The 20,430-nt window shown below is 72.2% G+C and carries 19 protein-coding genes; 11 read left to right on the top strand and 8 right to left on the bottom strand.

The features are described from left to right. Positions 1-35: 35 nt before the first annotated feature. Positions 36-665, bottom strand: coding sequence for a cupin domain-containing protein (locus AB0F88_RS03640; protein ID WP_362676954.1), 630 nt, complete (start codon positions 663-665; stop codon positions 36-38). A gap of 96 nt (positions 666-761) precedes the next feature. Between AB0F88_RS03640 and AB0F88_RS03635 the strand changes: the two genes are divergently transcribed. Next, a complete protein-coding gene (locus AB0F88_RS03635) occupies positions 762-2,108 on the top strand; it encodes a damage-control phosphatase ARMT1 family protein (protein ID WP_362676952.1) in 1,347 nt (448 codons plus the stop codon). Between the two features lie 36 nt (positions 2,109-2,144). Here AB0F88_RS03635 and AB0F88_RS03630 read toward each other — a convergent pair whose 3' ends face one another. The 3 genes from AB0F88_RS03630 to AB0F88_RS03620 form a co-directional block, all read right to left on the bottom strand. Continuing rightward, positions 2,145-2,813, bottom strand: a complete 669-nt coding sequence (locus AB0F88_RS03630; protein WP_362676950.1) for an AIM24 family protein — start codon at positions 2,811-2,813, stop codon at positions 2,145-2,147. A 102-nt stretch (positions 2,814-2,915) separates the two neighbouring features. Continuing rightward, entirely contained in the window at positions 2,916-3,575 is a 660-nt protein-coding gene (locus AB0F88_RS03625) for a DUF47 family protein (protein ID WP_362676948.1), read from the bottom strand. Further along, positions 3,572-4,552: an inorganic phosphate transporter gene (locus AB0F88_RS03620; RefSeq protein ID WP_362676946.1), complete on the bottom strand. Its 981-nt coding sequence runs from the start codon at positions 4,550-4,552 to the stop codon at positions 3,572-3,574. The genes AB0F88_RS03625 and AB0F88_RS03620 overlap by 4 nt, the downstream gene beginning before the upstream one ends. A gap of 466 nt (positions 4,553-5,018) precedes the next feature. On the opposite strand from AB0F88_RS03620, the gene AB0F88_RS03615 reads away from it, so the two are divergent. The 5 genes from AB0F88_RS03615 to AB0F88_RS03595 all read left to right on the top strand — a co-directional run bounded on the left by AB0F88_RS03615 (position 5,019) and on the right by AB0F88_RS03595 (position 9,981). After that, entirely contained in the window at positions 5,019-5,720 is a 702-nt protein-coding gene (locus AB0F88_RS03615; RefSeq protein ID WP_362676945.1) for a dihydrofolate reductase family protein, read from the top strand. Between the two features lie 25 nt (positions 5,721-5,745). Then, on the top strand, positions 5,746-6,192 hold the full coding sequence (locus tag AB0F88_RS03610; protein WP_362676944.1) for a dCMP deaminase: 447 nt from the start codon (positions 5,746-5,748) through the stop codon (positions 6,190-6,192). A gap of 498 nt (positions 6,193-6,690) precedes the next feature. After that, positions 6,691-7,929, top strand: coding sequence for a glycosyltransferase family 9 protein (locus AB0F88_RS03605; protein WP_362676942.1), 1,239 nt, complete (start codon positions 6,691-6,693; stop codon positions 7,927-7,929). A gap of 34 nt (positions 7,930-7,963) precedes the next feature. Further along, entirely contained in the window at positions 7,964-9,019 is a 1,056-nt protein-coding gene (locus AB0F88_RS03600; RefSeq protein WP_362676940.1) for a glycosyltransferase family 9 protein, read from the top strand. Then, positions 9,016-9,981 carry a UDP-glucuronic acid decarboxylase family protein gene (locus tag AB0F88_RS03595; protein ID WP_362676938.1) on the top strand — a complete coding sequence of 322 codons (966 nt, stop codon included), beginning with the start codon at positions 9,016-9,018 and terminating at the stop codon, positions 9,979-9,981. The genes AB0F88_RS03600 and AB0F88_RS03595 overlap by 4 nt, the downstream gene beginning before the upstream one ends. A gap of 69 nt (positions 9,982-10,050) precedes the next feature. Here AB0F88_RS03595 and AB0F88_RS03590 read toward each other — a convergent pair whose 3' ends face one another. The 3 genes from AB0F88_RS03590 to AB0F88_RS03580 all read right to left on the bottom strand — a co-directional run bounded on the left by AB0F88_RS03590 (position 10,051) and on the right by AB0F88_RS03580 (position 12,968). After that, on the bottom strand, positions 10,051-10,809 hold the full coding sequence (locus AB0F88_RS03590; protein WP_362676936.1) for a hypothetical protein: 759 nt from the start codon (positions 10,807-10,809) through the stop codon (positions 10,051-10,053). Positions 10,810-11,122: 313 nt separating this feature from the next. Continuing rightward, on the bottom strand, positions 11,123-11,671 hold the full coding sequence (locus AB0F88_RS03585; RefSeq protein WP_362676934.1) for a GNAT family N-acetyltransferase: 549 nt from the start codon (positions 11,669-11,671) through the stop codon (positions 11,123-11,125). A 109-nt stretch (positions 11,672-11,780) separates the two neighbouring features. Continuing rightward, on the bottom strand, positions 11,781-12,968 hold the full coding sequence (locus AB0F88_RS03580; protein ID WP_362676932.1) for an ROK family protein: 1,188 nt from the start codon (positions 12,966-12,968) through the stop codon (positions 11,781-11,783). 268 nt (positions 12,969-13,236) lie between these two features. Between AB0F88_RS03580 and AB0F88_RS03575 the strand changes: the two genes are divergently transcribed. The 5 genes from AB0F88_RS03575 (at position 13,237) to AB0F88_RS03555 (ending at position 18,883) form a co-directional block, all read left to right on the top strand. Continuing rightward, complete coding sequence (locus tag AB0F88_RS03575; RefSeq protein WP_362676930.1) at positions 13,237-14,709, top strand: sugar ABC transporter ATP-binding protein; 1,473 nt, start codon at positions 13,237-13,239, stop codon at positions 14,707-14,709. Then, the gene (locus AB0F88_RS03570) at positions 14,706-15,749 is read left to right on the top strand and encodes an ABC transporter permease (protein WP_362676928.1); all 1,044 of its coding nucleotides are present in this window, start codon (positions 14,706-14,708) and stop codon (positions 15,747-15,749) included. Before AB0F88_RS03575 ends, AB0F88_RS03570 begins: the two co-directional genes overlap by 4 nt. Beyond that, positions 15,746-16,684 carry an ABC transporter permease gene (locus AB0F88_RS03565; protein WP_362676926.1) on the top strand — a complete coding sequence of 313 codons (939 nt, stop codon included), beginning with the start codon at positions 15,746-15,748 and terminating at the stop codon, positions 16,682-16,684. Before AB0F88_RS03570 ends, AB0F88_RS03565 begins: the two co-directional genes overlap by 4 nt. A gap of 33 nt (positions 16,685-16,717) precedes the next feature. Further along, a complete protein-coding gene (locus tag AB0F88_RS03560; protein WP_362676924.1) occupies positions 16,718-17,935 on the top strand; it encodes a substrate-binding domain-containing protein in 1,218 nt (405 codons plus the stop codon). Between the two features lie 108 nt (positions 17,936-18,043). After that, positions 18,044-18,883: a sugar phosphate isomerase/epimerase family protein gene (locus tag AB0F88_RS03555; protein ID WP_362676922.1), complete on the top strand. Its 840-nt coding sequence runs from the start codon at positions 18,044-18,046 to the stop codon at positions 18,881-18,883. Between the two features lie 28 nt (positions 18,884-18,911). On the opposite strand, the gene AB0F88_RS03550 is transcribed toward AB0F88_RS03555, so the two are convergent. After that, a complete protein-coding gene (locus AB0F88_RS03550) occupies positions 18,912-20,402 on the bottom strand; it encodes a hypothetical protein (RefSeq protein ID WP_362676920.1) in 1,491 nt (496 codons plus the stop codon). Between the last annotated feature and the right edge of the window lie 28 nt (positions 20,403-20,430).

Here is a 20,430-nt window from a genome sequence, read left to right as displayed (position 1 = left end):
GCCGGGGCCGTCTCCGCCGCCCCGGCGGGTGGAGGTCAGAACAGGCGGGGGGTCACCACGGACACGACCGTGGTGACCCGGTCGGTGTCGTTGAACATGCTGTGCGGGACGGTCGACCTCAGGTGGACGCTGTCGCCCGGGTGCAACCGGTGCTCGACGCCGTCGACCTCGTACAGGAGCTCGCCCTCCAGCACGAAGGCGAACTCCTCCCCGGCGTGGCCGTAGGAGTTCTCGCGCTTGCCGCCGGGCGCGATGTGCACCAGCAGCGGTTCGAGCACCAGGTTCGGGCCCCTGGCCGAGAGCATGCGGTAGGTCTGCTGGCCCGAGATGTACTCGGTGGCGGCCGTCGCCGAGCGGGTGAGCGTGAAGTGGCTCGGCAACTGGGAGACCGGGGCGTGCTCCTCCTCGGTCTCCTCCTCGGGCGGCGCGTCGTTGAAGAACTCCGCCACGCTGCGGTCGAGAGCGGTGGCCACGCTGTTGAGCGCGGTCAGGCCGATGGAGGAGATACCCCTCTCGACCTGCGACAGAAACCCGATCGAGAGCCCGGAGTGAGTGGCGAGACCGCGTAGTGTCAGACCGCGCTCCTTGCGGAACTGCCGCATCCGGGCTCCGACGGCGTCGTGGCGGTCCAGCTCCTCACCGCTGCGACGCTCCGATGTGCCCACCTACGGCTCCCTCCGTCAAGCGGCGTGGCCGCCTGTTCGCTCTAGCTAAACATATTTCATAACAAGAGTCGTCCTGCGTCAAAAAAGGAGTCGGAAATGGCAGACGGTGATGCCCGGCAGCTGTCCGGAGTGCCCTCGGCGCCCTGTGATCCGCCGGAGTTCCTGAGCGATGTCCCCGGTTCCTATCCGTGGCGGGTCCTCCATGAACGGCACCCCGCCCTGATCGAGAAGGTCCGTGCCGCCACGCCGTACGACATCCGGGTGAACCGGGCCCTCGACCTGCTGCTTGAGGAGATCGAGGGGGTCATCGAGCCGCTGGAGGGCTCCGCGCACGACCGCGACCTGTGGGAGAGCTGGGATCGGGGCCACATCGGGCGGCGGTGGGACGACGCGCCGTTCCTGTGGGCGGAGAGTTACTTCTACCGCAAGCTCCTGTCCGCGGTCGGCTACTTCGGACCCGGCGCGTGGCAGGGCGTCGACCCGTTCGAACCCTTCAAGCAGGCCGAGCTGTCCGGCGAGGCCGTCGACGAGGAGTTGCGCGAGCTCGACGCCCTGGCCGCCCTGCCCCCCGCCGAGCTGGCCGAGACGCTGACCCTGAGGGCGCTGTGGGGGAACCGGGCCGACCTCGTGTTCCGGGTCGCGGCCGGCCCCGAGCTCGCCGGGCGCGAATCCGGGCTGGTGGCCGACGACAGCGCGCTCCTGTGGTCGCTGATCGGCGGCGAGGGGGCCGGCGTTCCCGGTGTCTCCGGCCTTCCCGATGTCTCCGGTGTCTCCGGCCTTCCCGGTGTTCCCGCCGGTGTTCCCGGCGCCCTCGGCGTCTCCGGCGTCCCCGATGACGTGGCCGGCCGCGCGGCGGCCGGCCACGGGGGTGTCGCGCGGATCTGTCTCGTCGCCGACAACGCCGGGAGCGAGCTGCTGCCCGACCTCGTCCTGATCGACCACCTGCTGCATGCCCGGGGAACGGACGAGGTCGTCCTGCACGTCAAGCCGCTGCCGTACTACGTGTCCGACGCCACCCCGGCCGACGTCCTGGCCTGCCTGCGGCGCATGTCGGCCGCGGGCGGCGAGGCGGGAGAGGCCGCGGGACGGCTGCGGGCGGCGCTCGGGTCGGGGCGGCTGCTCGTCCGGGCGCACGCCTTCTCCTGCGCGCCCCTGCCCTACCGCGAGATGCCGGTCGGCATGCGGGAGGACTTCGCGTCCGCGTCACTGACGATCATGAAGGGTGACCTGAACTACCGCCGTCTGGTCGGTGACAGGGCCTGGCCGCACACCACCCCGTTCGCCGAGGCCACCGCGTACTTCCCCGGTCCGGTCGCGGCGCTGCGCACCCTGAAGTCGGAGGTCGCGGTCGGTCTGGACGGCGAGGTGGTCAAGGCCCTGGAGGCCACCGGCCGCCCCTGGCTGACCACCGGCGCCCACGGGCTCATCCAGGTAAGGCCGTGACCGCCGTGGTCGGCCGCCGGGTAAGGCCGACCGCGGTCAGCCGCCGGACTGGGGGACGATCGGGCCCTCGCTCGCCTGGACGAGGACGAAGCCCTCTCCCTGGAACGCGAGCTGCAGGGCCTCGCCGCTGCCTCGCCCGATCAGCGCCCCCGCCTTCATCGTGCGGTTGACGCCCACGTGCAACCCCGCGCTCCAGCACACCGCGGACTGGCCGTCGGCGAAGGTCGGCGCCTGGGACGCGTCGAGGAGCACGGGGGCGCCGTGCGCGGTGACCGCCACCCAGCCGGTGCCCCTGAGCGTGGTGTTGAACAGGCCGCCGGCGGCGACGCCCGCGCCCTGGACGCGCTGGATGTCCCAGGTGAGCTGCGGGTCGAAGGCCAGCAGGTTGGTGCCGTTGACGGTGAGCGCCTCGTCCTCCAGGTAGAACAGGTGCACGTCGGTGGCGTTGTCGGCGAAGAAGATCACGCCCTGCCCGCGGACCCGCATCAGCGGCGCGCCCTCCCCGCTGACCATCTTCTTCAGGAAGCGGCCGACGCTCCCCGCGCCCTCGTAGTCGAAGTCCATCTGCCCCTGGAAGGCGACCATCGCCCCCTGCCGGGCCAGCACCTCCCCGCCCAGCCGCACCCGCAGCATCTTGGCGTTCTGCAGGGCGAAATGGTCGGGGAGCCGGTCCTGGTCGAGGTTTCCGAAGAATGAGCTACGCACGGGAGATGCCTCTCAGCGTCGGGGACGTCACACGGTGGACGCCGCATGGTGAATGACGAATCCGGCCGCGGGGGAGTTCCCGCCCGCCGTCCCGGGGCGCGCTCAGTGGCTGCGCTTGAGCATCGCGTCCGCGAGCGCGTCGGCGGCCTCGCCGAGCCGGCGGCCCACCGCGTCGAGCCGCGACAGCAGCTCGCGCCTGCGCAGGGTGTCCATGTCCAGCGGCCCGGCGAACAGCTCGGCGAGCCGGGCCTGGTAGAGCTGGCGGACGCGGCTGCACGCCTTGCGCGTGGCCAGCACGGCCACGGTGACCGAGGCCGGGGCGTCGATCATCTTCAGCACGGCGCCCTCCAGCTCGTCGAGGCCGTCGATCACCGCCTGCAGCGGTTCGGCCGCGAACCGCAGGTCCTCCGGCCCGAACAGGTCGATCTCGCGCACGTGGTCGCGCAGCTGGTCCAGCACGTCGTCGATCGAGCGGGAGAGCCTGAACAGGTCCTCCCTGTCGATCGGGGTCGCCAGCACCCGTCGCAGGAGCCGTACCAGCTCGGCCCTGGCCTCGTCCCCCTCGTGCTCCACGTCGGCCATCCGGGCACGCGCCGCCGACCGCTCGACCTCGCCGGACGCGACCGAGCGGGCCAGCTCGGCCCCCGCCCGCGCGATGGCGACCTGGTCCCGTACCAGCCCGACGATCCGCCGCCCCGACCGGCCGCGCAGGTCGTCCCAGGCGCGCGCGAACCTCCGGGTCCGGCCCTTGGCGCGTTTCACATCAGTCTCAGCGCGAGACCGCCGAGACAGCCCAGCGCCATCGACGACGGCAGCGTGACCAGCCACGCCGTACCCACGTTCACGACACCCTGCCATCGCACTCTCCTCGCTCCCTCGCTCGTCGCGGCGCCGACCACCCCTGCGGTGATCGACTGGGTCATGCTCACCGGGCTTCCCAGGGCCGAACTGCCGAGGACGGCGCCGGTGGCCGCGGTCTCGGCGGAGACGATGTGCAGCGGGCGGGTGATGACCACCCCTCGGCCCAGCCGGCCTCCGACGCGGCTCAGGCTCGCCAGGGCGCCGGTGAGGAAGATCGCCACCAGGGCGGCCATCCACACCGGCGGGACCTCGACGGGCCCCACCCCGCCGAGCCCGTCACGGCTCACCCCGATCGCCACGCTCACCACCGCGATCATCTTCTGGCCGTCGTTCACCGCGTACGCCACGCACTGGGCCGAGTAGGCGAGCAGGTGGGTGGTGAACACCAGCCTCGGCATGCGGCGGTAGGACGGCACGCGGTGCGACACGGCCCCCAGCAGGTAGCCCAGGGCCAGCCCGGCCAGGGGCGCGCCGGCCCCGATCGCCAGGACGGTGCCCAGGTCCCGCCACGACACGGGGAGCCCGGCGCCGAGTCCCGCGCCGCTGATGCCGCCGATCACCGCGAGGGTCAGGCTGGTCGGCAGGCCCCTGCCGGTCAGCACCGCGACCACCGCCACCGCGATCACCACTCCCACCAGGAACGCCGCCGCGCCGCCGCTCGTCCCGAGCCCGGCCAGCCGCTCGGTGAACGTGCGCGCGACCGCGACCCCCAGCAGGTACGGGACGGCGAAGAGCACGGACACCAGGAGCACGGCGACCGCCCAGCCGGGGGAGCGGGGGAACCTGAGCCCGAGGCCGATGATGGTGGCGCCGTCGTTGGCCCCGCTGGCCAGCACGAAGAGGATCGCCACGACGGCGAACGCCAGGGTCCATCCCATCAGCGGCGGGACCGCCGGTCGCGCCCCGCGCCCCCGCGGCACTCGCGCGCCGGGTGGCTCGCCGTCACGCCTCCCCCTCGCCCCGGGCGGCGCGGGCGGCGTGGATGGTGTGGGCGTACGAGGCGCGGGCGGCGCGGGCGCACGGGACACCGGTGTCGCGGAGGCGACGGCCGGTCGGTCCTCGGAGACGGCGCAGGGGGCCGGGAAAGCGCCCGTGACCACGGCTCGGGGAGCTCACACGCATTTATGACCCTTCATTTGGAAAGCTTCAGTTTTAGGTTAACAGAAGGTAAACAATCGGGGAATTGCCGCTGACGTACAGATGACATCCCGGGTTCGCCGTCGCGGGGCCGGGCGGGAGCGCCGATCGGGAGCGCCGGGCGGGACGCGCGGGGGCGGGCCTCGCCGCGAGCGGCCGGGAGGGAGGTTGTTACGATCGGCCGGTGCCCGACCGGGGAGGTGGAGGGTGGGCGAGCGCCCGTACGTGCTGCTGAGCTGCGCGATGTCCGTTGACGGATACATCGACGACGGCACGCCGCACCGGCTCCTGCTCTCCAACGACGAGGACTTCGACCGGGTCGACGCGGTCCGCGCCACCTGCGACGCGATCCTGGTCGGGGCGGGCACCGTCCGCCGCGACGACCCCCGGCTCCTGGTCAGGTCACCGGAGCGCGGGCGGGAGCGGGCCGCGCGCGGCCTGCCGCCGTCTCCGGCGAAGGTGACGCTGACCGCCACCGGGGACCTCGACCCGAACGCCGCCTTCTTCACCGCCGGCGACGCGGAGAAGATCGTGTACGCCGCGCCGGCGGCCGTGGCGAAGCTCGCCGGCCGTCTCGGCGGGGCCGCCGAGGTGGTCGACGCCGGCGCCCCTGGTGACGGCGGTGACGGCGGCGGTACGGTCGATCTCGGCCGCGTCCTGTCGGACCTGCGCGGGCGGGGAGTGCGCCGCCTGATGGTCGAGGGCGGCACCTCCGTCCACACGCGCTTCCTGCGGGAGGACCTCGTGGACGAGCTCCACCTCGTCGTCGCCCCGTTCTTCGTCGGCGACCCCGCCGCCCCGCGTTTCGTGCTGGGCGGGGACTTCCCCCGCGACCGCCGCCGCAGAATGGACCTGGCGGAGGTCCGCAAGATGGGCGACGTCACCCTCCTGCGCTACCGGCTGGCCTGACATGCCGTTCACGGGGGAAGCCGGGATGAACGACCACGACTGGCTGGAGCTGGCGTGCGACCTGGCGAGGTCGTGCCCGCCCTCGGAGACGGCCTTCTCGGTCGGCGCCGTGGTCGTCTCCGCCGACGGCGAGGAGATCTCCCGGGGCTACTCGCGGGAGGGCGGCGATCCCCACGTCCACGCGGAGGAGTCGGCGCTCGGCAAGGTCTCCCCGGACGACCCCCGGCTGGCCGGTGCCACGGTCTACAGCAGCCTGGAGCCGTGCAGCGCGCGCAGGTCGCGCCCCAGGACCTGCACCCGCCTGATCCTGGACGCCGGCGTCCGGCGCGTGGTGATGGCCTGGCGCGAGCCGCTGGTCTTCGTCGACTGCCACGGGGCCGAGGAACTCGCGGCGGCCGGGGTGACCGTGGTGGAGATCCCCGACCTGGCGGGCCGTGCCCGCGAGCCCAACGCCCACCTCCTCCCCGGCTGACCGGCTCCTGGGCGTCCCGTCCCGTACGGACCCCCGATCCCGTGCCGGCCCCGAGCCCTGGTTTCCCGGCCGTCCGGTCCTCGGGGCCGTCCGGCCGTCAGAGGGCGTCCGGTTCCGTTCGGGAGCGATCTGTCCCCCGAGGGTGTTAGGTCCCGTTTGGGAGATATCTGTCCCACGAAGGCGTCAGGTCCCGTTTAGGGCGATATGTCTCGCGGGGCGGTTCGCCGTCGCGGTGAACCGCCCCGTTACCCGGTCGAAGAGCCAGATAATCCTGGGAACGATTACTTATAGTGATAAAAGTAACCGCATAAGCCTCTCAACTGCGCTTATATACGATTTTTCGGTTTGTGTGGCCGCTCCGCTCGGTAGTCATTAGATATCGAACGAGAGGCCGAGCACCATGAGATTTCTCGGAAAAAACGTGATATTTCATGATCCGTCGGCCGCCCTCGTGGTCCGCGGGGAGACCACCGCCGTGGACCGACGCGGGGAGCGGTGATGACCGGCACCGTTCTCGTCGCCCGCATGGACAACGCGGGTGACGTCCTGCTGGCGGGTCCCGCGATCCGCGCGGTGGCCGCGAGCGCGCGGGAGGTCGTGCTGCTGACCGGGCCGTACGGCCGGGCCGCCGCCGAGCTGCTGCCCGGGGTGTCGCGGGTGGTGGAGTGGCGCACGCCGTGGATCGACCCCGCCGCGCCGCCCATGACCGGCCCGCACGTCCTGAGGCTGCTGCGGATCGTCCGGGACGTGGCCCCCGAGCAGGCGCTGATCCTCACCTCGCACCACCAGTCGCCGTTGCCGCTGGCTCTGCTGTTCAGGCTCGCGGGTGCGTTGAGGATCGCCGCGATCTCCGCCGACTACCCGGGCTCGCTGCTCGACGTGCGGCACATCGTCGACGAGGACGTGGACGTTCCGGAGCCCGAGCGCATGCTCGGGCTGGCCGGTGCCGCGGGATTCGAACTCCCCAAGGGAGACCCGGGCAACCTCGCCGTACGACGCCCGCTGCCCGACGTCGGCCACCTCACCGGGCCGTCCGGCTACGTGGTCCTGCACCCCGGGGTGTCGGCCCCGGCCAGGGCGTGGCCGGAGGAGAGCTGGTCACGCGCGGTCCACGACCTGGTCCGCTCGGGCCGCAGGGTCGTCGTGACCGGTGGCCAGGACGAGCGGGCGCTCACCGCGCGGATCGCCTCCGGCGTCGGGCAGCACGGCCTGTCGCCCGGCCCCCTCTTCGCGGGCGGCTGGATGGGCGGTGGTCCCGTCCGCCTGCGCGGCTGGGAGGAGGCCGACGAGCCCGCCTTCACCGAGGGCTGGGTCGACGGGCAGTCCGTCGCGACGGGCGGCCGGGGTCCGGCCGACCCCTCGGCCCCACGCGGCGCGCGGCCGGGCGGATACCCGGGAAGGTCCGTCGTCGACCTGGGCGGCAGGACGACCTTTCCCGAGCTCGCCGCGGTGCTCGAGGGAGCGTGCGCGGTGGTCGTCGCCGACGCCGGTCCCGCGCACCTCGCGGCCGCGGTCGGCACGCCGGTCGTCAGCCTGTTCGCCCCCGTGGTACCCGCCGGACGCTGGGCGCCGTACGGGGTGCCGACCGTGGTCCTCGGCGACCAGCGGGCTCCCTGCAGGGCGACCCGGGCCGGCGAATGCCCGGTTCCCGGTCACCCGTGCCTGTCGTCGGTGCCGAGCACGCGGGTCGTCGAGGCGGTCGACCACCTGACGTTCGTGAAAGAGGCCGTCACATGAGGAGCGCCCAGGCGTTCGTGAAAGAGGCGGTCGCATGAGAGTCCCCCCGGTGCCGGAGCGCGCGGGCCCCCTTGAGGCCGTTCCCCTTGAGACCGACACCGACACCGACACCGACACCGGAGGGCGGAGCGTCGATGTCGCGGGACCCGCGGAGGACCGGCCGCTCATGGTGGTGCTGCGCGGGCTGGGGCTGGGAGACCTGCTCACCGCGGTCCCGGCCCTGCGCGCCCTGCGGCGCTCCCACCCCGGCCACCGGATCGTGCTGGCCGCGCCCTCCGTGCTGGCGCCCCTGGTGCCGCTGATCGGCGGGGTGGACGAGGTGTGCGACGTGTCGGGACCCGGTCACGTACCGCCGCTCGGCTGTCGCGTCGACGTCGCCGTCAACCTGCACGGGGGCGGCCCGCACGGCATCGCCGCGCTCCACCGCACCGGCCCGGCTCGGCTGCTCACCCACACGCATCCGGCCTTCCCCGAAGCGTACGGACCGGACTGGCCGGACGACGTGCACGAGGTGCGGCGCTGGTGCGACCTGCTCGGCTGGTACGGCATCGAGGCCGATCCCGCCGATCTGGAACTGGAGCGCCCCCGGCTCGGTGACGAGGGGTCGCGGCCGGTCGTCGTCCACCCGGGAGCCGCGTACCCGGCCAGGCGCTGGCCGCCGGAGCGGTTCGCGCTCGTGGCCGCGGAACTGCGGGACAACGGACACGAGGTCGTGGTCACCGGGAGCGAGAAGGAGCGGGGCCTCGCCGAGCGGGTCGCGCTGCTCGCCGGGTTGCCGTCCACGTCCGTGCTCGCCGGGCGCACCGGGCCGCTCGAACTGGCCGGGCTGATGGCGAGGGCCCGGCTGCTGATCTGCGGGGACACCGGGGTGGCCCATCTGGCGGCGGCCTTCGTCACTCCCTCCGTGGTGCTGTTCGGGCCCGTCTCGCCGGCCCGGTGGGGGCCTCCGGAGACGGGACCGCACACCGTCCTGTGGGCCGGAGGTCTCGGCGACCCCTACGGGTACCAGCCCGATCCGGGGTTGCTGGAGATCGGCGTCTGGGATGTCCTGGATGCCGTGGCGCGGTTGACGGAGGTGGGTGTGCGGTGAACGGGCGGCGGGTTGTGGTGACCGGTGGGGCCGGGTTCGTGGGGTCCCACCTGTGCGAGCGTCTGGTGGCCGAAGGGGCGGAGGTGGTCTGCCTGGACAACTTCCTGACCGGTTCGCCGCGTAACGTCGAGCATCTGGTGGGGTTGCCGGCCTTCCGGCTGGTGGAGTGTGACGTGACCGGTTTCGTGCATGTGCCGGGGGCGGTGGACCTGGTGTTGCACCTCGCCTCGGCGGCCTCGCCGGTGGACTACCTGCGTCATCCGATCGAGACGTTGAAGGCGGGCAGCCTGGGCACGTTGCACGTTCTGGGACTGGCCAGGCAGAAGGAGGCCCGGCTGGTGCTGGCCTCCACCAGCGAGGTCTACGGGGATCCGCTGGAGCATCCGCAGCGCGAGAGCTACTGGGGCAACGTCAACCCGGTCGGGCCGCGCAGTGTCTACGACGAGGCAAAGCGGTTCGCCGAGGCCCTGACCACCGCGTACCGCACCTGTCACGGCACCGACACCGCGATCGTGCGGATCTTCAACACCTACGGGCCCAGGATGCGGCCCTACGACGGCCGGGCCATTCCCACCTTCGTGCGTCAGGCGCTGCGCGGTGAGCCGATCACGGTGGCCGGCGACGGCGGGCAGACCAGGTCGGTGTGCTACGTCGACGACACCGTGGAGGGGATCGTGGCCCTGGCCCGCGGTGAGCTCACCGGCCCGGTCAACATCGGCAACCCCACCGAGCTGACCGTGCTGGCACTGGCCGAGACGGTCCGCCACCTGACCGGCTCGGGATCACCGATCCGTTTCGTCGGACGCCCCGACGACGACCCCGAGATCCGCCGCCCCGACATCTCCCTGGCCGCCTCCGCGCTGGGCTGGCGACCGAGGATCGACGTCATCGAGGGGCTGCGCCGTACCATCACCTGGTTCACCCGGGAGCTCAGCGAGTCGCAGGAGCTGATCCCCCGCTGAGAGTCCCCCTTCCCGCCGTACGCGGACCTTCCGCTCACGCGGACCTTCCCGCCGTACGTGGAGCGACGGTCAGGCGCGGCCGTGGCTGTGATCGTGGCTGTGATCGTGACCATGGGCGTCGGCGCGGACGAGGCGCAGGAAGGCCTTGAGGCCGGTGATGACCTCGTGGTTGTCGGTGAGGCCGTCCACCGTGTCCTCGAAACGCCGGGCGAGACCGGTGATCCGCCGTTCCAGGGCCTCGTCGCCGTTCCGCAGGTCGGCGCCGAGCGTCTCGGTGACGCCCCGGAGCCGCTCGGCCGACTGGGTCAGCGCGGTCACCTCGGCGGCCAGACCGTCCACCCGGGCGACAAGGGAGACGATGTCCTCGCGAGGGTGGCGAGCCTCACTCATCAGCGTGGTGACCCGCTCGCGAAGGTGGGACAGGTAGGCGCCCGCCGGGCGGAAACCGGTGCTCAGCAGGTAGAACCCGGCGAAGTAGTAACCCACCGAGGCACCGGAGAAGTAGGTGATGACCGCCAGGAGCGCCGCCGAGACGACGTGGCCGCCGATGGCGAACCGGCGCATCCGCCGGGCGATCTCCAGGGCCTCGGCCTCGTGCCCCTCGGGCACCTCGATGCCGCGCTCCCTGGACACGTGGATCTCGTGGACCACCTGGCGTGCCCCGAAGTAGAGGTTCCACGGCAGGGTGAGGAGCACGATCAGCCAGATGAGGCTGATCGCGCCGAGCCCGAGCGACAGGAACGTGGAGAGCGGGACGTGGGCGTACACGAGCAGCCACGCCGCGACCACCGTGGCGACGAGCCCGACCAGGAAAATCCACCATTTCATGGTCTGAGCATTTCGAAGATCGAGAAGGTCGGGGAGGGCGCGGGCACTCAGCCACCCCTGAGCATCCCTACTCAGACGCGTCCCGGTTCCGCGAGTCCCACGGCTGCTCGAACCCGCCCCGGATTCACCCGTCCCGCGATCCAGGAGCTCCGCATTCCACGCGTCCATGCCGTACGGTCCGCGCGTTCCACGTTTCACACTTCCGTGGCTCACGCGTTCCATGGTCCATGCGACCCACGGTTTCCATGCCGTTCATGTCGTTCATGGTCCGTCGGCGACAGCCGGTCCCGGATCTGGACGGAACTCCAGGGATCTAGACGGAACTCCAGACGACCTCGCCGTCTACCCTGTCGCCGGTCGGCACCAGGCCCGCGCGGCGGGCCACCGCCGACGAGGCGGAGTGGTCGGGATGGATGGTGGCGACGACGGTGGCCGTGCCGTGCTCCCTGAGCCACGCGACGAGTGCGACCGCCGCCTCCCCGGCGATGCCGCGGCCCTGCCAGGGGGTCCCCACGACCCAGGCCACGGCCGCGCGGTCACGGGTGACGGTCGCCTGGACGTAACCGACCAGCCGGTTCGAGCCGCCGTCCGAGCCGTCGACAGGTCGGTTCGAGTCGTTGTCCGAGTAGCCGTCCGGGGCGTCGAGGCGGATCACCCAGTTGAGCCACGACTCGTCCCGGCCGGGCGGCGGGGTGGCGACCAGGCGGGCGTAGCGGTCGCGGAGCTGCTCGGGGGTCTCGGGCGCACCGCCGATGAAGGCGTGCAGGGCCGGATCGCCGAGTACCTCGGCCATCTCGGCCGCGTGGTGCACCGCCAGCGGCTCCAACGTGAGTCTGGCGGTTCTTACGGGTTCGGCGTTCATGGTCGAACGAGTGTCCCACGAGCGCCGCTCGCCCGCCGTTCGCTCACCGGCGCGGTCGAAGAGCGCGAACGGCACGACCGGTCGGAAGGCGGGGAAGGGTGCGGATCGGTCAGGCGGTGGGGACGGACACGGACCGGTCGACGCTGCCGGGGGCGAGCACGTGCTCGATGACCATGACGGCGGCGCCGATCACGCCCGCGCGGTCGCCCAGCTCGCTGGCGGTGATCGTCAGGTGCTGGGTGGCGAGGGGCAGCGACCGGCTGTAGATGACCTCGCGGAGACCGGCGAGCACCTGCTCCCCGGCCTCGGAGATGTCGCCGCCGACGACTATCACCGAGGGGTTGAAGAAGTTGACGATCGAGGCGAGCACGTCGCCGACCTCGCGGCCCGCCTGCCGGATGAGCTGGACGGCGTGGGTGTTGCCGCCGCGTACGAGGTGGACCACGTCGCGGCTGTCCTCGGCCCGCACCCCGTCCGCGGACAGCTTGGCGGCCATGGCGGCGCCACTGGCGACGGCCTCCAGGCAGCCGACGTTGCCGCAGCGGCAGACGGTGTCCAGGGCCGAGGCCACCCGGATGTGCCCGATGTCGCCGGCCGCGCCCTGCGCGCCCCGGTGCAGGCGGCGGTCGCTGATGATGCCGCAGCCGATGCCAGTGCCGATCTTGACGAAGATGAGGTGGTCGGCCTCGGGGCGGGCGGCCCAGTGCTCGCCCAGCGCCATGATGTTCACGTCGTTGTCGACGAGGACGGGGGCGCCGAGGCGCGAGCCGAGCCATTCTGGGACGGGAAAACCGTCCCAGCCGGGCATTATCGGGGGGTTGACCGGTCGTCCCGAGCTGTGCTCGACCGGGCCGGGCAGGCCGACGCCGATGCCGCAGATCTCGTCCGGGCGGTGGCCGGTCTCGGCGAGCATCTCCTCGAAGGTGCGCTGGAGCCAGCCGAGGGTCTCCTCGGGGCCGCGGTCGATCGGCACCTCGGCCGCGCGCTCGGCGAGGACCGTGGTGCCGAGGTCGGTGACCGCCACCCGGGCGTGGGTGGCGCCGAGGTCGGCGGAGAGGACGACGCGGGCGGTGCGGTTGAACGTGAAGGCGATGGCCGGGCGGCCCCCCGAGGAGATGGCCTCCTCGGTCGGGATGATCCACTGCTGGCTCAGCAGCGCGTCGAGACGCTGGGCCAGGGTGGATCTGGCCAGCCCGGTGAGCTGGACCAACTCGGCCCTCGTCCTGGCCTGACCGTCGCGCAGGATGTTCAGAAGCGCCCCCGCGCCGGCGATCGAACCGTTCGCTTCGCTAAGCATGCGCACAGTCAACACTCCTTGTTTCCACCGAGTCAAAGCAACTTAGGTCCTCCACCTGCTCCATTATGCCAAATGGTGACATGCTTTTGCTTGACCATCGGCATAAGAGCGCTTTAGCATCCGGGAACATGGAGGAAATCGGGCCGTTACCGACGAATCAATTACCATCCGGTGCCGTCGAAACCGGCTTTTCGGATGTGTTAGCCCTAACCGTGAGACCGCTGACAAGTTTTCCCGCCCCCGGACCGCACGCCGGGACGGTCACCCCATGATCCTGAGGATGCGTGGCATCGCCAAGAGTTTTCTCGGGGTTCGCGTACTGAGCGGGGTCGATCTGGACGTCGCCGCCGGAGAGGTGCACGCGGTCGTCGGGGAGAACGGCGCCGGCAAGTCCACGCTGATGAAGGTCCTCGCCGGAGTGCACGCCCCGGACGAGGGCACCGTCGAGATCGACGGCGTTCAGGTCTCCTTCGCCCACCCGGTCGAGGCCCAGCGCGCCGGGGTCGCGATCATCTACCAGGAGTTCAACCTGCTGCCCGAGCGCAGTGTCGCCGAGAACGTCTTTTTGGGCCGCGAGCCCGTCCGGCGGGGGCTGGTCGACAGGGAGGCGATGGAGAGCGCCACCACCCGGCTGCTCCAGGAGCTCGGCGAGGCCTCCTTCACCTCCCGCGATCTGGTCCGCCATCTCTCCATCGCCCAGCAGCAGGTCGTGGAGATCGTCAAGGCGCTCTCCCAGGACGCCCGGATCATCGTGATGGACGAGCCCACCGCGGCGCTGGCCGAACACGAGGTGGAACTGCTCTACCGGCTGGTGGCCCGCCTGCGGGAGCGGGAGATCGCCGTCCTCTACATCTCCCACCGGCTGCGCGAGGTCTTCGACCTGTCCACCCGGGTGACGGTGCTGAAGGACGGCGCGCTGGTCAGGACCGCCGACACCGCCGGGATGACCTCCGACGAGCTGGTCAGGCTGATGGTCGGCCGCGACCTCGGCACCTACTTCCCCGCCAGGGGCACGGAGCCGGGCGAGGTGCGGCTCAGCGTGCGCGGCGGCGGCAACGCCGTGCTCGACGGGATCGACCTCGAACTGCGCGAACGCGAGATCCTCGGGGTGGCCGGCCTGCAGGGGTCGGGCCGCACCGAGCTGGCCAAGGCCCTCTTCGGCGCCGAGCCGTTCACGCGCGGCACGATGAGCCCGCTGCGGCCGGTGTCGGTACGGCAGGCCGTGGCCGCCGGGATCGGCCTGGTGAACGAGGACCGCAAGGCCGAGGGGCTCGCGCTGCGCCAGTCCGTACGGGACAACGCCCTGCTGGTCTCCCGCTCGGTGCGCAGGATCGGCGGCGGAGGCCGGATCGGCGGGACCGGCGGGACCGGCGTCCTCGAACTCCTGGAGGCGGTACGGCTCCATCCACCCCGCCCCGACCAGGAGGTCCGCTACCTGTCCGGCGGCAACCAGCAGAAGGTCGTGCTGGCCAAGTGGATGACCGTGGCGCCGAAGGTCCTGATCTTCGACGAGCCCACGCGCGGGGTCGACGTGGGGGCCAAGGCCGCCATCCACGACCTGATGCGCGGCCTGGCGGAGGACGGAATGGCGATCATGATGATCTCGTCAGAGCTTCCCGAGCTGATCGGCATGAGCGACCGCGTCATGGTGATGCGCGACGGCCGCGTCGCCGGGGCGCTCCCGGCGGGCTCCTCCGAGGAGGCCGTGATGCGCCTCGCCGCCGGTGAGGTGGCGGCATGACCGGCCGGGTCAGGCCCGCGGCGGCGACCGGCACCGCCGGTCCCGCCGCCCCCGTCCCGCCGGGAGGCGGCGGCCGGCGCGCCCTGGCGGGCCGCATCGGCTCGACCCAGGTCATCTACCTGGCCCTGGTCGGGGTGATGCTCGTCGGGTGGGTGCTGGTGGCCTTCGACGGGGGGAACTTCCTCACGCTGGAGACCGTCGTCGGCATCCAGCAGCGCTCGGCCGCGCTGGGCATCGTCGCGGTGGGGCAGACGCTGGCGATCCTGGTCGGGTCGCTCGACCTGTCGGTCGCGTACCTGATCAGCCTCACCTCGCTCGTCGCGGCCGAGATCATGGCCGGGCAGGACGGCGGGATCGTCCCCGGCGTCGCGGCGGTGCTCGCGGTGAGCGCGCTGATCGGGCTGGTCAACGGGCTGGTCATCACCCGGCTGCACGTCCACGCCTTCATCGCGACCCTCGGCACGGCGCTGATCGTCAAGGGGATCGTGGACCACCTCTACGACGGGCCCGCGGGTAGCGTGCCCGAGTCCTTCCAGCGGCTCGGCTACGACAGGATCGGGCCGGTCCCGGTCTCGGCGCTGCTCTGGGCCGCCGTCGCGGTCGCCGTCTGGTTCCTGCTGCGCCGCACGAGGCTCGGGTACCGGATCTACGCGGTCGGCGGGGACGAGGAGGTGGCCCGGCTGTCCGGGGTCCGGACCGGCAGGATCGTCGTCGCCGCGCACGTCCTGTGCTCGGTCTGCGCGGGCGTCGCCGGGCTGCTGCTGGCGAGCCGGCTCGGCGCGGGCGCGCCCACGGTCGGCACCGACGGCGGCTACGACCTGGAGTCGATCGCCGCGGTGGTCCTCGGCGGCACGGCCCTGGCCGGAGGCAGGGGCGGGGTCGTCGGGACGGTCGGCGGGGTGCTGCTGCTCGCCGTGCTCGACAGCGTCTTCAACCAGCTGGAGGTCAACGCGTTCTTCAAGGACGTGGTCCGCGGCGTGGTCATCGTCGCCGCCGTGGCCGTCTACGCCCGCCGCACCGCCCGGAGGCGATCCCGATGAGAGCCCTCAGGTCCATGGGGCCGATCCTGGCCGTGCTGGCGGTGCTGCTGGTGCTGATCGCGCTGGTCAACCCGTTCTTCCTGGAACCCGCCGGGTTCCTCGCCTTCCTCAAGAGGGCCGCGCCGCTGGTCATCCTGGCGGCCGGGCAGTACTTCGTGATCGTCTCCGGGGAGTTCGACCTGTCGGTCGGGTCGCTGGTCACCGTGCAGGTCGTGGTGGCCGCCCGGCTGATCGACGGCCAGGAGCAGGCGACCTGGCCGGTACTGGCCCTGCTGATCGTGATCGGGCTGCTGGTCGGGCTCGCCAACGGGGTCATCACCACCGGGCTGCGGGTGCCGTCGTTCATCACCACGCTCGGCATGATGCTCATCCTGTCCGGCGCGGTGTTCCTGTGGACCGGCGGCGCCCCGCGCGGCGCGCTGTCGGAGACGTTCAGGATGTTCGGCCGCAAGGACCTCGGCCCGGTGCCCTGGTCGGTGCTCATCCTCCTGGCCGCGGGCGCCACGGCGATCCTCCTCATGCGCTCCGACTTCGGCAAGCGGCTCATCGCCACCGGCGACAACGAGCGCGCGGCCGGGCTGTCCGGGGTCCGGGTCAACCGGACCCGGATCGCCGCCTTCGTCCTCTCCGGCCTGGCCGCGGCCGTCGCGGGCATCCTGCTCGGCGGCTTCGCGGGAGTCTCGGCCCAGGTCGGACAGGGCCTGGAGTTCTCCGCCATCACGGCCGTCGTCCTCGGCGGCGTGGCGCTCGGCGGCGGACGCGGCTCCGTGGTCGCCGCGATGGCCGGCGCCTTCACCCTCGAGGCGCTGTTCACCCTGCTCAACCTGTACGGGATCTCGGGGGCCCTGGAGTTCGCCGTCCAGGGCGTGATCATCATCGCCGCGGTCGCGGCGAGCGCCGTACGGCTTCCGTTCAGGCGCGCAGTACGCGTCTGAACGCACCCCCAGAAAAAAAGAAGGAGACCTTCATTGAACAGGCCTATATCGGTGCTCGTCGCGGGTGTCTCCGCGATGTTGCTCGCCGCGGGATGTGCCAGCGACAAGCCGGTGACCTCCAGTGCCGCCCCCGAGACGTCCGCGGCGGCCTCGTCCGCCGCCACGGCCGCCGCGTCCCCCAACACCGGCGAGCAGTCGAAGTTCTTCGTCCAGGCCGACTACGACGCCCAGCTGGCCATGCGGACCCAGACCGCGCAGGGGCCCGCGGACAAGCCGTGGGAGCAGGCCATCGCCCCGGAGATGGTGGACACGGCCAAGTACAAGAAGGACGGGCCCTACAACCTGTGCTTCTCCAACGCCGCCGTGAACAACCCGTGGCGGCAGGTGGGCTGGAAGACCATGCAGGCCGAGGTGGCGCTGCACAAGGAGATCAAGAAGTTCACCGCCCTCGACGCGGAGGGCAAGGACGACAAGCAGATCTCCGACATCGCCGAGCTGGTCGGCAAGGGCTGTGACGCGCTGATCGTCTCGCCCAACACCACCGCCACCTTGACCCCGGCCGTCGAAGGCGCCTGTCCCAAGGTCCCGGTGATCGTTTTCGACCGCGGCGTCGACACCGACTGCCCGGTGACGTTCATCAACCCCATCGGCGGCTACGCCTTCGGCGCCGACGGCGCCGAGTTCCTGGTGGAGAAGGTGCCCGCCGGGGGCAAGGTCCTCGCGCTGCGGATCCTGCCGGGCGTCGACGTGCTGGAGACCCGCTGGTCGGCGGCGAAGGTCACCTTCGACAAGAGCCAGCTCGACGTGGTCGGGGTGGAGTTCACCGACGGCGACGCCGCCAAGACCAAGAGCATCGTGAGCGACTACATCCAGCGGCACGGCAAGATCGACGGGGTGTGGATGGACGCGGGCGCCACCGCCGTGGCGGCCGTCGAGGCGTTCGAGGACGCCGGGGTCCCGGTGCCGGCGATCGTCGGCGAGGACCAGCAGGACTTCCTGCAGAAGTGGAAGAGCGGCAACCTCACGGCCATCGCGCCGACCTACCCCACCTACCAGTGGCGCACCCCGATCATCGCCGCCCTGAAGATCCTCAAGGGCGAGGAGGTGCCCAAGACCTGGAAGCTGCCCCAGCCCAAGATCACTTCCGAGAACCTGGACAGCTACCTGCAGCCCAACATGCCGCCGCTGCACTACGCGCTGTGCGGTTGCGAGAAGCTGCCGGACTTCCCCGCCAACTGGGGCGGTAAGTAAGGCAGATCCACCGGGTTCCGGGCACCGCCGGGCGGCGGTGCCCGGAACCCGCCGCCATGTTCGCGGGCTCACGACGAGCCCGCGCCGAACTCAGGGAAGAGGTTGCCGATGTTCTCCATCGGGGTCAACACGTGGGTGTGGGTCTCACCGCTGACGGACGAGGATCTCGCCCGGCTGGCGCCGCAGGTGGCCGCCTGGGGGTTCGACGCGATCGAGCTGCCCGTGGAGCAGCTCGGCGACTGGGATCCCGCGCGGGCGGCCGACCTGCTGGCGGACCTCGGGCTGAAGGCCTCGGTGGTGCTCGCCATGGGGCCGGGCAGGGAGCTGGTCGGCGCCGACGCGGCGACGGTCGCCGCCACCCAGGACTACCTGCGCGGGTGCGTGGACGCCGCCGTGGCCGTGGGCAGCCCGGTGATCGCCGGACCCGCCTACGCCTCGGTGGGACGGACCTGGCGGATGTCGGACGAGGAGCGCAAGACCTGCTACGCCGAGCTGCGGCGGAACCTGGCCCCGGTCGGCGAGTACGCGGCCGAGCACGGGGTGACGGTCGCCGTCGAACCGCTCAACCGCTACGAGACCAGTGTGATCAACACCGTCGAGCAGGCCGTCGAGGCGGTCGGCGGGATCCCGGGCGTCGGCCTCGCGCTGGACGTCTACCACATGAACATCGAGGAGCGGGACCCGGCGGCGGCCGTACGGCGGGCCGGTGACCTGGTCGCGCACGTGCAGGTCTGCGCCAACGACCGGGGCGCGCCCGGCGCCGACCACATGGACTGGCCCGCCCTCGTCGACGCCCTGCGCGCCGTGGACTACCGGGGCCCGCTCTACATCGAGTCGTTCACCGCGCACAACCAGACGATCGCCGTCGCCGCCTCGATCTGGCGTCCCCTCGCCGAGACCCAGGACGCCCTCGCCACGTCGGGCCTGGCCTTCCTGCGCACCCTCTGACGGGCTCGGGCCCCGTCGCCGGAGTCGTTCAACGACCGGCGTCCCCGCCCGTCCCGTCCACCCCGCCGGGCGGGCCCGCGGCGCCCGGCGCCCGGCGGGGACGCCTGAAGAAGGCGGCCACCGCGTAGGGGTCGACGGGATCGGCGAGCAGGGCGAGCATCTCCTCCCCGCGCTCCGGATCGACCTTGAACGGGTGGCCGAACACGTGCGGCCCCGTCCCGTCGCTCAGCACCCTGGTCAGCATCAGATCCCCGGGCAGCGCCTGCCCGGAGAGCAGCTCGTCGGCGAGCGTCACCCGCTCCCCGCCCTCGCTCCCGTCGCCGGCGTCGGCCACGGTGATCTCGTCCCCGGACACGTCGAGGACCTTCCACAGGCGCAGCGGCGTCCGCCGCCAGGACTCCAGCAGCTCCACCTCGTCGTCGCGCAGCCACTCGGCCCGCGCGTCCAGGAACTCGCCGACGACGTCGTTCTCGAACAGCGCCAGGTCGGCCAGGGCGGGCTCGGCCACCCGGACGCTCAGCGCGATCAGATCCTCGATCAGCCGGTGGCGGGCCGGGCGGTAGGCGTACGTGAGCAGCTGCCGGAACAGGTGCGCGGCCCGTTCGGGCAGCGGGGCGCCGGGGTCGGTGCGGCACGCGGCGTACTCGGCGGCGTCGCGCACGGCCGGTGCCATGCCGGGGGAGAGGGAGAGCACCTCGGAGATCAGCCCCGACGCCTCGAACGAGCGGCCCTCGCCCTCGGCCGACCTCGCGATCAGCAGCAGCGCGGCCGGCTCGGTGCGGGGCAGGGCCTCGACCAGCGCCGGGCCGAGTGGCTCGCGTTCCACCTCGTCGGCGATCCTCGCGAGCACCACCTCCGACCGCGACAGGTAGGTGACGGCCTTGGAGAGGTCGGCGCCCTCGCCGTACGTCCGCAGCGCGCTGCGCACCAGGGCCAGCCTGATGATGTCCAGCGGCGCCAGGTCGGCGACCGACGCGGTGTCCCACGGCGCGCCCACGATGCCCACCCGGCCGTCGCGCAGCTCCAGCGAGGCGTTGCGCAGCAGCGGCGACAGCGGGGGCAGCGGGTCGGCGAAGGTCTCGGGGGCCTTCATCAGCAGCTCCAGGACCACGACGTCGACCGGCACGCCGGGACTGGGCTCCAGCCCCTCGGCGAAGGCGCGCAGCGCGTCGAGCGCCTGCTCCCCGAACTCCTGGACGACCCGCACCGCCCGCTCGGCGGGGACGTCGTCCAGCTCGGTGACCGACAGCTCCAGGGTGCCTGCGCGCAGGCGCAGCGCGACCACCTGCTCGGGCTCCACCCCGTCGAGCCAGCCGTCGGGCCCGGTCAGGACGGGCTCGCCGGTGTCGAGCGAGGTGCGTATCCGGCCACCGCCCGCCAGCGGCACCCCCTCGCCGTCGGCCAGCCGGGCCCACAGCCGCAGGTCGTCGGAGGCGGGCAGCACCCCGCTCGCCAGCTCGGCCCGGGTGGCGAGATGCGTCAGCACCGCGCCCTCGCTCAGCGTCAGAAGGTCGCTCATCCCTCCATTGTTCTCGACGTCCGGGCAT

The organism is Streptosporangium sp. NPDC023963, from assembly GCF_040639135.1.
Lineage (GTDB): Bacteria > Actinomycetota > Actinomycetes > Streptosporangiales > Streptosporangiaceae > Streptosporangium.
This window is presented reverse-complemented; position numbering and strand designations above follow the sequence as displayed.

Excerpts from the sequence above, each read along its gene's own strand:
- AB0F88_RS03575 (WP_362676930.1), top strand. The coding sequence starts at position 13,237 with ATGATCCTGAGGATGCGTGGCATCGCCAAGAGTTTTCTCGGGGTTCGC.
- AB0F88_RS03620 (WP_362676946.1), bottom strand. The coding sequence starts at position 4,552 with ATGGGATGGACCCTGGCGTTCGCCGTCGTGGCGATCCTCTTCGTGCTG.
- AB0F88_RS03555 (WP_362676922.1), top strand. The coding sequence starts at position 18,044 with ATGTTCTCCATCGGGGTCAACACGTGGGTGTGGGTCTCACCGCTGACG.
- AB0F88_RS03605 (WP_362676942.1), top strand. The coding sequence starts at position 6,691 with ATGACCGGCACCGTTCTCGTCGCCCGCATGGACAACGCGGGTGACGTC.
- AB0F88_RS03635 (WP_362676952.1), top strand. The coding sequence starts at position 762 with ATGGCAGACGGTGATGCCCGGCAGCTGTCCGGAGTGCCCTCGGCGCCC.
- AB0F88_RS03585 (WP_362676934.1), bottom strand. The coding sequence starts at position 11,671 with ATGAACGCCGAACCCGTAAGAACCGCCAGACTCACGTTGGAGCCGCTG.
- AB0F88_RS03600 (WP_362676940.1), top strand. The coding sequence starts at position 7,964 with ATGAGAGTCCCCCCGGTGCCGGAGCGCGCGGGCCCCCTTGAGGCCGTT.
- AB0F88_RS03590 (WP_362676936.1), bottom strand. The coding sequence starts at position 10,809 with ATGAAATGGTGGATTTTCCTGGTCGGGCTCGTCGCCACGGTGGTCGCG.
- AB0F88_RS03580 (WP_362676932.1), bottom strand. The coding sequence starts at position 12,968 with ATGCTTAGCGAAGCGAACGGTTCGATCGCCGGCGCGGGGGCGCTTCTG.
- AB0F88_RS03565 (WP_362676926.1), top strand. The coding sequence starts at position 15,746 with ATGAGAGCCCTCAGGTCCATGGGGCCGATCCTGGCCGTGCTGGCGGTG.
- AB0F88_RS03610 (WP_362676944.1), top strand. The coding sequence starts at position 5,746 with ATGAACGACCACGACTGGCTGGAGCTGGCGTGCGACCTGGCGAGGTCG.
- AB0F88_RS03550 (WP_362676920.1), bottom strand. The coding sequence starts at position 20,402 with ATGAGCGACCTTCTGACGCTGAGCGAGGGCGCGGTGCTGACGCATCTC.
- AB0F88_RS03570 (WP_362676928.1), top strand. The coding sequence starts at position 14,706 with ATGACCGGCCGGGTCAGGCCCGCGGCGGCGACCGGCACCGCCGGTCCC.